Origin of the sequence: Chitinibacter sp. FCG-7, assembly GCF_040047665.1 — a bacterium.
GTDB classification, from domain to species: domain Bacteria; phylum Pseudomonadota; class Gammaproteobacteria; order Burkholderiales; family Chitinibacteraceae; genus Chitinibacter; species Chitinibacter mangrovi.
In genome coordinates, this window is the sequence record NZ_CP157355.1 from 1,961,700 (window position 1) to 1,977,122 (window position 15,423).

The window sequence follows — 15,423 nt, forward strand, 5'->3', positions numbered from 1 at the left end:
AGTCGTAGTCATGGGTTTGTTTGATATGTTCAAAAGCGATAATAGCCAAACCATTACGCCGCATTTTGCTTTTGCGACGGGCTTGCTCTACATGATGTCGGCCGATGGCGAAATGGATAATGAAGAAATTGGCCATTTGCTCTCGGTGCTCGGTGGTGCCAAATCATCCAGCGGTGCAATTGGCGTTGGCGCGCAAAACAAGCAATTGCTCGATCGCGCGATCAACTATCGCCAGAAAAACAGCCTTGATCAATATCTGGCCGATGTCACCCCGATTCTGACCGATGCACAGAAGATGTGCATTCTGATGAATCTGCTGGATTCGGCATTTTCCGACGGCGAAGCCGAGCCGGAAGAACAAGCGATGTTTGCCAAAATCCAGGCCGCCTTCGGCATTAGCGACGAGCGCTTCAAGCCTTTCTTTGAAGTGCTGATGATCAAAAACGACCGCTCGGTCTTCGTAGACCAGAACCACCCGCACAATCAGGCGGGCTATACCGTTCAGCTTTCCTGACCCACGTTAGGCCCAGAAAAAGCCCACCAGTTTGGTGGGCTTTTTCTGTTAGGCTATGCGCCTTGAGCGTGCCTGACTGTTGCTGTGAATCGGCATGCTCAACCATCATCGAGACTTCAATAAACCACCGATAGGGTCGGTCATGACATTCTTTCACCGTGCCACCTTGGCTTTGGCAAGCTGCCTGTTGCTGATTAGCTTCTCTGGTCATGCCCAATGCCCACCTGCTGCTGAGTTGCCTACGCCGGAGCACATGCCGGCATTGTTGCAGAGCGCCAAGGATCGGGGCTTTTTGTGGAAGATCAGCAAGCAGGGGCAGGATTCCTGGTTGTACGGCACGATTCATGCCAACCGGCTGGAGGGAATGTTGCCCGGCCCGCAAACCCGGCAGGCTTTGCAGCAGAGTGATGTGATTGCGCTGGAGCTGAATCTGGCTGACCCTGCGACGATCACGCAGATTATGGCGCTGTCCAAGCGTGGCGCTGGCCGTGTTCCTGCGCAATTTCTGCCCCGGCTAAAAGCCCAGCTGAATAAAAACTGCCTGCCGCTGGAGCTCATTGGCCAGCAGCATCCGTCCTTGCTGTTTAGCAGCATCATGCTGACCGATGCGCGCCACGATGGCATTGAGCCCGCGTTTGGTAGCGAAATCATGTTGCTGGGGCTGGCGCAGGGTAGCAATAAACCCGTGATTGCGCTGGAAACGCCCAAAGAGCAAATGGGCGCCATGCTGGGCGAGGGCGACAAAATCCTGCCCGAGCAATTTGAGGCCGGTTTGGCTTTGCTGGAGTCAGGCCAGGGGCGAGCGCAAGTCGTGAAAATGGTCGATGTGTGGAATCGCTCTGATCTGGCGGTGTTTGAAAATTATCGCCAGTGGTGCCAGTGCGTTGAAACCGCGGCGGATCGGGCGATGATGAAACGGATCAATGATGATCGCAATGTGGTGATCGCCCAACGCATCGCCCAGCAATACCGCCAGGGGCAAACGATGTTTATCGCCGTGGGTAGCTTGCACATGGTCGGTAAAACAGGATTGCCCAGCTTGCTCAAGCAGCACGGCTTCACGGTTGAGCGCGTGGTATTCGATGATGGGGCAGGGCAGTGATCTAGGCCATAGTAAACTGGCTGGCGGCTTGCTTGAGTTGGCTTGATCTGGCTTTTTATGGGTATATGACTGCAGACTATGATGGAAATGCTCTGTAGCCATATACCCTGATTGATTATTGATAAGGATGCGGCGCCTTGGTTTTGATGACGCCGATTCCCCTAATGGTGGATGTCATTTCCGGCTCGTTTTTAAATGAGACCGTTCCCACGCCGTAGAGCGTGACATCGGCTTTGGCCGCTTCACCTACTGCCACGCTGCCCGTGCCACGGCTGTCGATTTTGACGAGCTTTTTGATGTTGGGCATCACCACATCGCCAACGCCTAGATTTTCAACAATGGCATTCTCCAGATACCCCGTTAATATCTCTACTCGGCCCGCGCCACGGTTGCTGATTTTGACGTTTTGATTGCTTGGGCAATGTACTTTGATGTAGGCGGAGCCGTTATTTTCTACCTCAGTCAGGCTGGTTTCTTGCGGACCTGCAGATAGTAGGCTGTAGAACTTAATCGCAGGCATTTTAGACGCGATATTGGCATCGCCCTTTGGCTTTATGATGCCTTGAGCGAGTAACTCTTGATCAAGCACGTCCAATAATGCCGAGTCCAATTCGATATAGGGCTTAATTGTACAAAACTGTTCGATGTTGGCCGGGGAATAATTTTGCAACTTTTCGCCTTTATTACGAAGGCTGATTTCAACCATTTTCCCACTGGGTTGAATTGCATCTTTGTTCTGGAAGGCGTACTCAAACGCCGCTGCGCCATCGTTGATCACAAAATGCGGGTTGGGTTTTGAATAGAGGACGGTTGCTGCTCCCAGCGCGAGCACAGCTAGCACTGCAGCAGGAAAAATCCATTTTTTCTTGATCATCATGATTCCTTTATTTAAGCAGCGTGGCCGGTTTTGCGACGCCAGATCAGTACGGTCAAACATATGGCGCTGACGATGATGGCGGCGGCAAATTGCGGGTTGGCGATAAAGCGGGTTAGCATGCTGATTTGTTCGGGCAGATTGGCATTGGCGTGTAGAAAGCCCAGAAAGTCGACACGGGTCATGATGCCAAATAAGCCGGAAAAATAGATGTCGACAAAATTGCTACCGGTGGCGTAATTGCTCAGGCGCATCAAGGCGGTTTCAAATAGCACCCCGCCAATCAGCACAATGGCCATGCCCCAGCGGCGAATCACGCTATTGCCCAGCGCCAGCAGCAGGACCAGCGGTGAAAACCACAACAAGGTGAGCAAGCCCTGCAAGCTGCCGCCGAGTAGCGCCAGCATCATGTTTTTCACGAGCTCAGCATTGGCGCTGGCGATCCACAGTGGGGCAGACAGCAAGAAATTCAGCACTATCGCCGATACGATGGCCATTAGCGGCAGCAATAAGCCATTCATCAGCATCGGGGCGATGACGGCGGCGCGATCATCTAGCGGTAGCGAGCGCCAGAAGGCCAGTGATTTATCGTCTTTATCGCGGTGCGGCAGGCCGGGGATGGTCAGCAATACGCCGATTAGCGCCAGATAAAAGACAAAGCCCGATTGTGCATTGATCCCAAAGCTGGCGATTTTGGCGGTGTCGGCCATCGCGGCGTCATTAAATTGCGGCAGCCCTTGGTAAAACAGCACCAGATACAGCAGCGCCCATGCAATCACCGGCGTCCACAGGCCCAGAATCAGCCACGAGCGGCGGTGCTGCATCCATTCGCGCAGCATAAGGGTTTTAAACTGTTGCATGGCGCTCTCCTTGGCTTAGAGCCACAAATAAATCGGCCAGCTCAACGCGGAAGGTCTGGCCGAATTGTTCAAGTTCAGGCGGGAAGGGCGCGGCGAAAATCGCACATTCGCCACCCATTTGCCGGAAACGATGCAGCGGCGCAGCGGCGGCTACGGCTGCGCTGTGTTCGTTGCCAAAACGCAGGCCAAGATAGCGCTCTTCCAGATGGCCCAACTGATCGTGTAGAACCAGCTCGCCGTCGTTGATCATCATCACGTCCGAGAGCAGATTTTCGATTTCGTCGATCTGGTGCGTGGCGATCAGTACGGTGCGTTCATCGTTGCACCAGTCGCTGATCAGCATGTCGTAAAACGCCTTGCGCGCCGGAATATCGAGGCCGAGCGTCGGCTCGTCCAAAATCATCAGCTGCGCATCAATCGCGCTGATGATGGCCAGATGCAGCTGCACAATCATGCCGCGCGACAGTTGTTTGACCTTGGAATCGAGCTTGATCGTCGTGCGCGAGAGCTTTTGCAGCGCCAGCTCACGATCAAACTTCGGATGCAGGCCGCTCATCAATTGCAGCAATTGCTGCACTTCAATCCACGGCGGCAGGATCGCCACGTCGGGTATGTAGCACACGTGCTGCAGCATCGCTTCGCGTTGCGTGCGCGGGTCAAAACCCAGAATATTGATCTGGCCGCGAAACGGAATCAGCCCCATCATCGCCTGCATCAGGCTGGTCTTGCCCGCGCCATTGCTGCCCAAGAGGCCAATAATGCGCCCGGCGGGCAATTGCACCGATAGATTTTTGACGGCGGCTTTTGTGCCGTACGAGACATTAAGATTGTCGATGTTGACTAGTTGCTTCATGCGGCATCGTCCTTTGAAGGCCAGATGAGATCCGTCGGGCTGAGCCCGAGGCGCTGTAATTTAGCGGCCAGAATCGGCCACTCGGTATTTAAAAAACGCTCGCGCTCTGCCAGCCGTAGGCGCTCGCTGGCTTGCGGCAGCACGAACATGCCTAAGCCACGGCGGCTTTCGAGCAGCCCCGCGTCAACCATAGACTGCAGCGCGCGATTGACGGTGAGCGGGTTGAGGCCGTATTCGGCTGCCAGCATTCGCACCGAGGGCATGGCTTCACCTTCCGGTGGTGCGCCATCGAGCAGCGCCTGGCTCAAGCGGTCGGCGAGCTGCAGATAAATCGGCGATTGATTATTCCAGTCTGCCATGATCTGTGCTTGTGTGTTAGTTATGTAGCACACTATATGTTTATCGACATTGGTTTGCAAGCATTGTCAGTAAAATAGCTGGGTATTTTAATCTTGCCTAAGGGTATTGCTTTGAAGGCTTTATCTGAATTGACATACAGAGGTATACCATTGACGGTATAAAGCCGCCTCGTTGGAGGCGGCTTGAGTGGGGGCTGCGAGCGGTGGCCACAATCGACAGCGGCCTTGCCGCTGGGGAGTATTACAGAGCGGCGTTCAGAATTTGGCGGCTGATGGCGGGAGTGACATCGCCTTGCTCGCCCAGCGCACTCATCCCGTGTTTTTCCAGCTGAGCGACAACGGCGTCAACGGCTTCGGCGCCCAGCTTGTAATCGGCCAGCTTGGTTTTGATCCCCATGGCCTCAAAGAACTCTGCGGTTTTGGCAATCGCCGCGTCGATCCGTTGCTCGTCGCTACCTTCATGCAGGCCCCAGACGCGTTCAGCGTATTGCAGCAATTTGGCGTGCTTGCCCACGCGGCGCACGGCGAGGCTGGCTGGCAGCACGATGGCCAGCGTGCGCGCGTGGTCGATGTCGTATAGCGCGGTGAGTTCATGGCCAATCATATGCGTTGACCAGTCTTGCGGCACACCTGCGCCGATCAGGCCGTTCAACGCTTGGGTGGCAATCCACATCAGATTGGCGCGCAAATCATAATCATTTGGCGTGGCGAGCACTTTGGGCCCCAGCTCGATCAACGATAGCAGCAGGCCTTCGGCAAAACGGTCTTGCACCATGCCATTGGCCGGGTAGGTGAGGTATTGCTCGATGATGTGCACATAGGCATCGACCACACCGTTGGCGATCTGGCGCGTTGGCAATGTGAGCGTTTTGTTCGGGTCCAGAATCGAGAATTGCGGGAAAACATGCGGGCTCATAAATGCCAGCTTGCTGTGCGTCGCTTTGCGGGTAATCACCGAGCCGCTATTCATTTCCGAGCCGGTGGCAGGCAGGGTGAGTACCGTGCCGAAAGGCAGCGCGGTGCTGACCTGCTGGCCGTAGCTGAGCAAAATATCCCAAGGCTCGCCAGTAAATGGCACGGCGGCGGCGACAAATTTGGTGCCGTCAATCACCGAGCCACCACCGACTGCCAGCAGATAGTCGAGCTTTTCGCGGCGGATCAACTCAACCGCTTGCATCAGGGTTTCATAGCTTGGGTTGGGCTCAATGCCATTGAATTCTTGCACTTCACGTGCGCCGAGTGCGGCGCGCACTTCGGCGAGCGTGCCGTTTTTGCGCGCGCTTTCACCGCCCAGCAAGATCAGCACGCGGGCGTTGGCGGGAACGAGTTGATCAAGCTTGGCAATGGTGTCTGCGCCAAAAACGATTTTGGTCGGGTTGTGAAATTCAAAATTAAACATTAGGGGGTTCCTTTATTAGACCAGTCGGCTAGTTGTCGACAAAAAATAGATCGCTCTGCGGCGAGCGATCTGTGTTGATTACGGTGCTGCTAATTGCAAAATCTTTAGCGTGCTGTCCATCGCACAGCGCAGCGAGCTATGGTCGCGGCGCACTTTGGCGAGCAAGGTGGCGCCTAGCCACATCTGGTACAGCGTTTCAGCGACTTGCGCGGCATCCAGATCGCGCGACAGGGAGCCATCGGCAATGCCTTCGTTGATGCATTGCGCCAGGCGGGCGATCAATTGATCGGTGCCACGGCGCAGGCTGTCGCGCATGGCTTCGGATAAATCCGATACTTCACCGGCCAGTTTGACGGTAAGGCATTTTTCTTCGCAGCAATCACCGGCCTGGGTTTCCAGCCAGCGCGTCCAGTAGGCCACCATCCTGCTGGCCGCATCGCTGCCGTTGGGTGCCAACATGCCTTCCAGCCGGGTGAAATAGTCGTCGAAATACGCGTCAAGCAGCGCCGCGCCAAAGGCTTCTTTGGATTTGAAATAATGGTAAAACGAGCCTTTGGGCACATTGGCGGCGCTCAGAATCTCATTCAAACCGACGGCCGAAAAGCCTTTGCCGAGGATAATGGGTTTGGCGGTGTCCAGAATGTGCTGGCGCATGGATTGGTGTTCGGTCGTCATGTCGGTGATCATAAACATAACTAGACCAGTCGTCTAGTTAATAATTGTTGTAAAAAATGCCATCCATCTATCGGGCTAGCCAGCATTTGGCGCGCAGTCTATATCCTGTTGATACAGGAGAGCACGCTATGAACGCAGAACAAGCATTAAAAACCATGCACGACTTGTTGCGCATGATGATACAACACAAGGCATCCGATCTGTTTATCGCCGATGACTTCCCGCCCGCACTGAAAATCAACGGCAAAATGACGCCGGTTGGGCAGCAAAAGCTCAATGCGGTGGCAACGCGCGCGCTGGCCTACGCGATTATGCGGCCCGATCAGAAGGCCGAATTTGACGAAGAATTCGAGTGCAATTTTGCGATCAGTCCCGAAGGCATCGGGCGTTTTCGCGTGAATGTATTTATGCAGCAGGAAAAAGTTGGCATGGTGCTCAGGACGATCACCAGCAAGATTCCCAATTTTGACGAAATGGGGCTGCCCAAGATTTTAAAAGAAGTCGTGATGAGCAAACGCGGGCTGGTGCTGCTGGTGGGTGGCACGGGTTCGGGTAAATCAACGACGATGGCGGCGATGATTGATTATCGCAACGAGCACAGCCACGGCCATATCATTACGATTGAAGATCCGGTTGAATACCTGCACAAGAATAAGAATTGCCTCGTCACACATCGCGAAGTCGGTCGCGATACCAAGGGCTGGTTTGCCGCGCTGAAAAACACGCTGCGCCAAGCGCCCGACGTGATCCTGATTGGCGAGATTCGCGACCGAGAAACGATGGAATACGCGATGAACTTCGCCGAAACCGGCCACCTGTGTATGGGCACGCTGCACGCCAATAGCTCGAATCAGGCGCTGGAGCGGATTGTGAATTTCTTCCCCGAAGAGCGCCATCCGCAGCTGTATATGGATTTGTCGCTCAATATGCGCGGCATTATTTCGCAACGGCTGGTGCCCACCCCGGATGGCAAAGGGCGCTGCGCGGCGATCGAGATTTTGCTCAATACGCCGCTGGTGGCCGATATGATTTTCAAAGGCGATGTCGGCGGTGTGAAAACGGCGATGCAAAAATCCAAAGAGCTGGGGATGCAGACCTTCGATATGGCGCTGTTTGATCTCTACGAAGCGGGCAAAATCAGCATGGAAGAAGCGCTGAAGAATGCCGACTCGCTCAATGAATTGCGGCTGAAGATCAAGCTCAATAGCCAGCATCACCGCAAGGAAGAGCACAGCAGCGGGCTGGATCACTTATCGCTTGAAGTGCACGAAGAGCCGGAAGTGGTGGAAGAGGCCGCTGAGGGGGAGAAGAAAGAGTAGGGGTATATGCCGATAGATCAATATCAATAAGCTCTTGGTTGATATACCTAATAAAAAAGCGATCTCCGTAGAGATCGCTTTTTTTGACTGACTACTTAGTGACTTAAGCCAGCTGGCCGTGGCAGTGCTTGTATTTTTTGCCTGAACCGCAAGGGCAAGGATCGTTCCGGCCAACGCCGCTAAACTGGATTTTCGGGCCACCTTCCTGCTGCATGGCTGCCATCAGCATTTCGCGGATTTTTTCTTCGTCACCGCTGGCCAGTACGGCTTCGATGTCTGCATGCGTAAATTGCATGTCCGATTCTGCAATCGCATGCTGCTCAACCGGTTGCACGTCTTCCGGGCCACGGATCTGGACGGTCATCACGATCTGCAAGACATTGCGCTTGATCTGATCGAGCAAGGCCGAGAACAATTCAAACGCTTCGCGCTTGTATTCCTGTTTCGGGTTTTTCTGTGCATAGCCGCGCAGATGGATACCCTGACGCAAATGATCCAGCGCCGACAGGTGTTCGCGCCAGTATTGATCAACGTGCTGCAGCAATACCGAGCGCTCGAAATTGCGGAAGTTGGTTTCGGAAGCCTGTTCAACCTTGGCGTCGTAAGCGGCTTTCGCAGCTGCAACCACTCGCGCTTTCATGTCTTCGATGCTGAGGGATTTCTCGTTTTGCACCCACTCGCTGACATTGACGCCCACGTGCAATTCGTTCAGTGCGCGTTCAAGGCCTTCGGCATCCCATTGCTCTTCCATTGAATCAGGTGGAATGAACTGGTCAAACAGATCAGCCACAAAGCTGTCGCGCATCGCGGCAATCGTTGACGCAACTTCGGCGCTTTCCAGAATTTCATTGCGCTGGCTGTAGATTGCTTTGCGCTGCTCGTTGGCCACATCATCGTATTCCAGCAGCTGTTTACGCATGTCGAAGTTGCGGCCTTCCACTTTGCGCTGCGCCGATTCAATGGCGCGCGATACCATGCCCGCTTCGATGGGCTCGCCTTCCGGCATTTTGAGCTTGTCCATCACGAAGGCCACGCGATCACCGGCAAAAATGCGCAGCAAAGTGTCTTCCAGTGACAGGTAGAAACGGCTTGAGCCTGGGTCGCCCTGACGGCCTGAACGGCCACGCAACTGATTGTCGATCCGGCGTGAATCATGGCGCTCGGTACCGATGATGTGCAGACCACCCGCCGCCAGCACTTTATCGTGGCGCTCTTGCCATTCGGCTTTGAGCTGCGCGATTTTCAGCACTTTGGCTGCTTCGTCGAGCGCTTCGTCGGCTTCAATATCCTTGATGTCGCGCTCGATGCTGCCGCCCAGTACGATGTCCGTACCGCGACCAGCCATATTGGTCGCAATCGTAACCTGACCGATATTGCCGGCCTGCGCCACGATTTGCGCCTCTTTGGCGTGGTGTTTGGCATTCAGTACATTATGTGCAATGCCTTCCTTGTTCAGAATGCCGGAGAGCAATTCCGATTGCTCGATCGAGGTGGTGCCGACCAGAGCAGGCTGGCCGCGCTCGACGCAGCCTTTGATGTCCTTGATGATGGCGTTGTATTTTTCGTTGGCGGTTTTAAATACCTGATCCTGACGATCTTCGCGCAACATCGGTTTGTTGGTGGGGATAATCACCGTTTCCAGGCCGTAAATCTGCTGGAATTCGTAGGCTTCGGTGTCCGCTGTACCGGTCATGCCCGACAGCTTGCTGTACATACGGAAGTAGTTTTGCAGCGTGATCGTCGCCAGCGTCTGGTTTTCCTGCTGGATTTCCACGCCTTCTTTGGCTTCGACAGCCTGATGCAGGCCTTCTGACCAACGGCGGCCTGACATCAGGCGGCCGGTATGTTCGTCAACGATGATGATTTCGCCATCCATCACCACATAGTGCTGATCTTTGACAAACAGCGCGTGCGCACGCAAGGCGGCGTTTAGGTGATGGATCAGGCTGATGTGGCTGGCCGCATACAGGCTGTCGCCTTCAGGCAGCAGACCCATCTGGGTCAGGATTTGCTCTACCCGCTCATGGCCGGCTTCGGACAGCATGACGGTATGGGCTTTTTCATCGACCCAGTAATCGCCTTCGCCTTCTTCAGTGGCTTGACGCGTCAACTGACCCGGAATGCTATTCATGGCCAGATACAGATCGGTATTGTCGTCAGCCGGGCCGGAAATAATCAGCGGGGTACGCGCTTCGTCGATCAGGATCGAATCTACTTCGTCGACGATGGCAAAATTCATGCCGCGCTGTACGCGCTCTTCCACGCTGAACACCATATTGTCGCGCAGATAGTCAAAACCGAATTCGTTATTGGTGCCGTAAGTAATATCGCAGGCATAGGCGGCTTTTTTGTCTTCGTGCGCCATCTGGCCCAGATTCACGCCACAAGTCAGGCCGAGGAAATTGAACAATTTGCCCATTTGCGCCGCATCGCGTTGCGCCAGGTAATCATTCACGGTAATCACATGCACGCCCTGGCCAGTGAGGGCATTGAGGTAGGCGGCCAGCGTTGCCACCAGTGTTTTACCTTCACCGGTACGCATTTCGGAAATCTTGCCCTGATGGTGAACCAGACCACCGATCAGCTGCACGTCAAAGTGACGCATGCCCAAAGCGCGCTTGCCGCCTTCACGACACACCGCAAAAGCTTCAGGCAGAATTTGATCTAAAGTCTCACCTTTTTCCAGACGGGCTTTGAATTCATCGGTTTTGCCACGTAGATCAGCATCAGACAAGGCCGAAATGCTCGGCTCTAGCGCATTAATCTGCTTGACGATGGCACCGTATTGTTTCAACAAACGGTCGTTACGGCTTCCAAATACTTTTTTCAGCAGATTCGAGATCATATTGCTACCACGTGACGGCCTCGATGAGGCTCAGTTTTTATAAATAGACAAAGGCCTAAGCCCGCTTTCGGGCTAACAGGCCTTAGTTGGCTCCACCCTGTCTTTTTTCAAGACTTACTCAGTGTTACTTAGTGGCTTGAGCATAGTTTGATTGACCTGCATCAATAAAGCGCATGGGGTTTTGCGCCACGCCGCGATAGCGGATTTCAAAGTGCAGATGAGGCCCTGTTGAGCGCCCAGTACTGCCTAGCAACGCAACTTTCTGCCCTGCCTGCACCGTGTCTCCGCTTTTGACCAGCAACTGGCTGGCGTGGGCGTATCGGCTGGTCAAATCTTTACCATGATCAAGCTCGACCATATTACCATATTGGGGATGGTAAGCTGCATACACGACCTTACCTGTGGCGGCGGCTACAATTGGCGTGCCGGTATCGCCCTGATAATCGATGCCTTCATGGAAAACCTGCGTGCCGCGAAACGGATCAACGCGCCAGCCAAAGCTGGAAGATTGCGGTGCAATGGAGAGCGGCGAGCGGCGTGGCAGATAGCTGGCATCCGGGGCAATCAGGATAGCCTCGGCTAGGGTAAGCTGATCGATCATCGCCGCCATTTTGGCGTCGGTATCCTGCAGCAGATTGCGCAGGCCGGAGACCGCAAACGGTTGGCCATCGTGCGCTAGGCCGCCTTGTGGTGCGGGGTTTTTGCTCAGGAAAGGCTGGATGTCGATACCGGTTTTATCGCCCACGCGATTGGCCAGACTATCCAGACGCGTCAGCTTGGCTTGCAGCTCGCCCACCTGGACAGCCAGCGCATCAATTTCGTTTTGCCGCGCGTGCTGGCCGGGCATCAGGCGCAGTAATGGCTCTACCCGGTTGGGCGCAAACAGCATGCCCAGACCAAAGGCGGCGGCACCAATCAGTACGGTGATAGCCAGACTTAAAGCACCCAGCTCGCGCGGGCCCAATGAAATGGCTTTGTCCAGCCGATGCGAGACCACAATGATATTCATTGGAATCCTTTGAAATGACTAAAAACGCTAATTTTTCCCAACTGGTCGAAGGCGATTACCAACTTAAGCGGCTGGTCAAACAGCTCGATCAACTCAATCATTTGCTGCAGATTGTCCGCTCGGCCGTTGCACCGGAATTAGCCCGGGTGTGCCAGGGCACGGCTTGGTCGGGCAGCACCTTGCTGGTGGCGGTGCCCGGTAGCGCAGCGGCCACGCGTTTGCGACAGGCCGAGCCAGCGATATTGGCTGCGTTGGGTCAAGCTGGGGTGCACGCTACCGCAATCCGCGCCAAGGTGCAAGTATCACTGCAGCAGGGAAATCCGATGCAAACCAAGACCTTACGCATGACTGAACCCGCCAAAGCCGCGTTTGGCCAGCTGCAAACCCAAGTCGATGATCCCGAGCTGAAAGCCGCGCTGGCCAATCTGCTGCGCCACCATCAGAAGAAGTGATCGCGTCTGGGTTTTTGTCAGTGATTTGTTTGTGGGGTATGGGGTATTGCCATGTGGCTATTGCTTGACATTGCTTGCAGCAATATACCCGTATTCAAGGCGCAATGTTCAGATGACGTGTTGATGGTTTTTTGGACTGCGGAATCGCTTTTATTCCCTCTCCCTTGACGGGAGAGGGCTAGGGTGAGGGTGTAATGTTGAATTGATCGTTAAGACCACCCCCATCCCAACTTTCCCCGGTTAAGGGGGAAGGGGCTAGTTCAGCTCATTTTCAATCATATCAACACCAAATCCGACCTCAGGCACAAATCCCGGGCAAAAAAAACGGGCGCCGATTTTGCAAAAGGCGCCCGGTCAACAGGGAGGAGATGAGCAAAATGCACACTTGCATTGCACACATGAAATCAGAGTGGGGGTGCGCCCCGTGGTTCCCAAGCCCTAGTGTAAATATTCACATCTTTACCCCTGTTTGATGACGGACTTCAGTGCAGGGCCGCCGGGCTGATAGAGGCAAGGATAAATGTGAGCCTGCCCGCCACATTTGACAGTGCTTACGACTATAATCGCGCACCATTGACAATCAACTGCACGGGCAAGACATGGATCCGATTCTGTTATTTCACTCCCTGATCATGGGCCTGGTCGAAGGGATTACCGAGTTTTTGCCGATCTCATCCACTGGCCATTTGATTCTCACGGGCGATTTGCTCAATTTCCTTTCCAAAGACAAGCGCAATGTCTACGAAATCTTTATCCAGCTCGGCGCCATGCTGGCGGTAATCTGGGAATACCGCGCCAAAATTGGCCGCACTTTTCAAGGCGTCAGCCATGCGGGCAGCGAGCGCAATTTGCTGTTGGGCATTGTCATCGCCTTTATCCCTGCTGCGATCTTGGGCAAGCTGTTTTCCGAGCACATCAAGGCGGTATTATTTAACCCGATTGCCGTCTCGATTGCCTTTATCGTCGGTGGCCTGATTATTCTGTGGGCGGAAAAACGCCAGCACACGGTCAGCGTGGAAACGGTGGACGACCTGAGTTTGAAAGACGCGCTGAAAGTCGGTCTGTGCCAGTGTCTGGCGCTGATCCCCGGCACCAGCCGCTCGGGCGCGACCATTATTGGTGGCATGTTTCTGGGGCTCTCGCGCAAGGCAGCCACCGAATTTTCCTTTTTTCTGGGCATCCCCACGCTGGGCGCAGCGTCGATTTACAGCTTGATCAAGCACCGCCATGTGCTCGATAGCCCCGACATCGGTATCTTTGCCGTTGGCTTTGTCTCGTCGTTCATCTTTGCCTTTATCGCCATCCGCGCGCTGATCCGCTTTATCTCAACCCACACCTTTGTTGTATTTGCTTGGTATCGCATCGCCTTTGGCCTGATCGTACTGGCCACCTGGCATTTTGGCTGGGTGAACTGGAATGCCTAGGGGGTATTTCTCTTTAGGCCTTGATTGATATTTGTTTTAGTTAGATACCCCATGTGATGCATGGGGTTTTTTTATTCGCCACATTTTTGGCAATCAATCCGCCACAAATCGGGTTGTTGGTGATTGTTAGAGTCGTCCCGCTTGCCGCATTACAACAAATCCACATTGATCGCTTACAGATTTAATTTAAATGAGTAAGATTTGTGTTTTATTTGATCAGGTCATCCAGTCATGAAAAGCGTTGCTTGTGCATTTTCGGTACTTATTTTGGCTGCATGCGGTGGTGGGGGTGGTAGTGAGATTGCTGGCGGTAGCAACGAAATAAAAAAAGCCGCTCAGGCGTTCTCTGCCAGCAGTCTGGATAATATTGCCGATAGCGAATTGGCCGCTTTTGGTAACGCGGTGGGTGACAAAAAAATTGTGGTGCTCACCGAGCCGACTCATGGTGTGGCGCAGGCGCTGGACCTGAACGCGCGTTTGATCCGCTACCTGCACGAGCAAAAAGGCTTTGATGTACTGCTGATTGAAAGTGGTCTGTTTGATGTGGTCAATATGAATGAGTTAAAGCAATCGCGTGCCATTCCGTTTACCCAGTCTGCGCCCGGTCGTACTTATTATGGTTTTTCGCGTGATGCGCATGGGCAAAAAATCTTTGCTTATGTCGATCAAACGCAAAAGACCAGCAAGCCACTGAGCTTGGCCGGTATTGAAGTGATGATGGAAGGTGTGGCCTCAACGGGATTATTTGTTTCCCGGCTGGAAGCTAGGCTGCAAGCGCGCAATGCATCGCTGCTGCGGGATCCGGAATGGCAAACGTATAAAGTGATCGCTCAGCGCTTAACAAGCAATCCGGAATACACCGATGCGCCAGTTGAGCTGCCTGCCTTTAAGCGGGTGCAGGAGCTAGTTAAGGCGGAGTTTTGTACTGCGCCAGCAAGTCAGGAATCGCACTTTGAATCGGACGGCTTCTGGTGCCGGGCAGTCCACAGCCTGAGCGGCACCATGGGCTATGTGTGGAGCAAGCCCAAGCAGCTTGATTACAATGAGCGCGGTTTTGTCGCTGGCCATAACGCCGCCTGGCTGATAGATCGACCTTTTGCGGGTAAAAAAGTAATCGTACTGACCCATGCCCTGCATGGCTTTGCAGCGGGTTCCGAGCTGAAAACCAGCACAGGCAAGGTTTTGGCTGATCGTTATCCGGGGCAAATCCACACCAGCCATATCACGGCCAGCAAGGTCTTTGATCCTAATGAGGCAACTGTCAAAGGGACGCTAGAGTTCGAGCTCGATCAGCTGGGCCAATTTGCCTACATGAGTTACCCGGCTGATGCGGCAACACGCAATCTGCTGCAAGGTAGCAGTGTGCGGGAGGTCAATTTTGTTCCGCAAACCCCTAACCGGTTTGGTAGCGCTTATCAGAGCTTGTTTTATGTGCGGCAAGTGAATTTCACGACCCCAGACTGGAGTGGCTACCCAACTATCTATTGATGCGTGCAGTCAAGGTACGAGTGCTGGTTCGGGTCGGGCGAGCAATAGCAATGTAAGTGGAAATGATGGGTATTGCCCTGTAGTCTTTTAATTGCATGGCATATGGAGCAATACCCGGTGAAGATGGTGTTTTTCTCACTGCATCGATTCCCGTAAAAAGTGGCTTACGACAGCTCTGAATGTCTTGGCAAAGCCTAGGCCTAGAAATAGGGCTTTGAATTTCAACGCCTTGTTGCTTTGTGCCCCTGGC

Annotated in this window: 14 protein-coding genes; 6 read left to right on the forward strand and 8 right to left on the reverse strand. The window is 53.9% G+C overall.

The features are described 5' to 3' along the window. The first annotated feature begins 10 nt into the window (after positions 1 to 10). Together ABHF33_RS09325 and ABHF33_RS09330 are read left to right on the forward strand one after the other, a co-directional pair. Positions 11 to 514: a TerB family tellurite resistance protein gene (locus ABHF33_RS09325; protein WP_157670754.1), complete on the forward strand. Its 504-nt coding sequence runs from the start codon at positions 11 to 13 to the stop codon at positions 512 to 514. Between the two features lie 142 nt (positions 515 to 656). Continuing rightward, positions 657 to 1,616, forward strand: a complete 960-nt coding sequence (locus ABHF33_RS09330; RefSeq protein ID WP_348943709.1) for a TraB/GumN family protein — start codon at positions 657 to 659, stop codon at positions 1,614 to 1,616. A gap of 115 nt (positions 1,617 to 1,731) precedes the next feature. Here ABHF33_RS09330 and ABHF33_RS09335 read toward each other — a convergent pair whose 3' ends face one another. From ABHF33_RS09335 to ABHF33_RS09360, 6 genes are all read right to left on the reverse strand, one after another. Next, complete coding sequence (locus tag ABHF33_RS09335) at positions 1,732 to 2,493, reverse strand: GIN domain-containing protein (RefSeq protein ID WP_348943710.1); 762 nt, start codon at positions 2,491 to 2,493, stop codon at positions 1,732 to 1,734. An 11-nt stretch (positions 2,494 to 2,504) separates the two neighbouring features. Then, the gene (locus tag ABHF33_RS09340; protein WP_348943711.1) at positions 2,505 to 3,350 is read right to left on the reverse strand and encodes a hypothetical protein; all 846 of its coding nucleotides are present in this window, start codon (positions 3,348 to 3,350) and stop codon (positions 2,505 to 2,507) included. Next, complete coding sequence (locus ABHF33_RS09345; RefSeq protein ID WP_348943712.1) at positions 3,337 to 4,203, reverse strand: ABC transporter ATP-binding protein; 867 nt, start codon at positions 4,201 to 4,203, stop codon at positions 3,337 to 3,339. The genes ABHF33_RS09340 and ABHF33_RS09345 overlap by 14 nt, the downstream gene beginning before the upstream one ends. Beyond that, positions 4,200 to 4,562, reverse strand: a complete 363-nt coding sequence (locus ABHF33_RS09350; RefSeq protein ID WP_348943713.1) for a GntR family transcriptional regulator — start codon at positions 4,560 to 4,562, stop codon at positions 4,200 to 4,202. The genes ABHF33_RS09345 and ABHF33_RS09350 overlap by 4 nt, the downstream gene beginning before the upstream one ends. Before the next feature lie 241 nt (positions 4,563 to 4,803). Further along, positions 4,804 to 5,961 (reverse strand): iron-containing alcohol dehydrogenase, encoded by a 1,158-nt coding sequence (locus tag ABHF33_RS09355; protein WP_348943714.1) that lies wholly within the window; start codon positions 5,959 to 5,961, stop codon positions 4,804 to 4,806. A gap of 78 nt (positions 5,962 to 6,039) precedes the next feature. Further along, positions 6,040 to 6,654: a TetR/AcrR family transcriptional regulator gene (locus tag ABHF33_RS09360; protein WP_348943715.1), complete on the reverse strand. Its 615-nt coding sequence runs from the start codon at positions 6,652 to 6,654 to the stop codon at positions 6,040 to 6,042. A 110-nt stretch (positions 6,655 to 6,764) separates the two neighbouring features. Here ABHF33_RS09360 and ABHF33_RS09365 point away from each other — a divergent pair, with 110 nt between their 5' ends. Next, on the forward strand, positions 6,765 to 7,955 hold the full coding sequence (locus tag ABHF33_RS09365; RefSeq protein WP_348943716.1) for a PilT/PilU family type 4a pilus ATPase: 1,191 nt from the start codon (positions 6,765 to 6,767) through the stop codon (positions 7,953 to 7,955). Between the two features lie 103 nt (positions 7,956 to 8,058). Here ABHF33_RS09365 and secA read toward each other — a convergent pair whose 3' ends face one another. Continuing rightward, the gene (secA, locus tag ABHF33_RS09370) at positions 8,059 to 10,800 is read right to left on the reverse strand and encodes a preprotein translocase subunit SecA (protein ID WP_348943717.1); all 2,742 of its coding nucleotides are present in this window, start codon (positions 10,798 to 10,800) and stop codon (positions 8,059 to 8,061) included. Positions 10,801 to 10,924: 124 nt separating this feature from the next. Then, entirely contained in the window at positions 10,925 to 11,809 is an 885-nt protein-coding gene (locus tag ABHF33_RS09375; RefSeq protein WP_348943718.1) for a M23 family metallopeptidase, read from the reverse strand. A 14-nt stretch (positions 11,810 to 11,823) separates the two neighbouring features. Here ABHF33_RS09375 and ABHF33_RS09380 point away from each other — a divergent pair, with 14 nt between their 5' ends. The 3 genes from ABHF33_RS09380 (at position 11,824) to ABHF33_RS09390 (ending at position 15,173) form a co-directional block, all read left to right on the forward strand. After that, positions 11,824 to 12,261, forward strand: a complete 438-nt coding sequence (locus ABHF33_RS09380) for a DciA family protein (RefSeq protein WP_348943719.1) — start codon at positions 11,824 to 11,826, stop codon at positions 12,259 to 12,261. A 599-nt stretch (positions 12,262 to 12,860) separates the two neighbouring features. After that, positions 12,861 to 13,685 (forward strand): undecaprenyl-diphosphate phosphatase, encoded by an 825-nt coding sequence (locus ABHF33_RS09385; RefSeq protein ID WP_348943720.1) that lies wholly within the window; start codon positions 12,861 to 12,863, stop codon positions 13,683 to 13,685. 231 nt (positions 13,686 to 13,916) lie between these two features. After that, positions 13,917 to 15,173, forward strand: a complete 1,257-nt coding sequence (locus ABHF33_RS09390) for a hypothetical protein (protein ID WP_348943721.1) — start codon at positions 13,917 to 13,919, stop codon at positions 15,171 to 15,173. Positions 15,174 to 15,423: the final 250 nt, after the last annotated feature.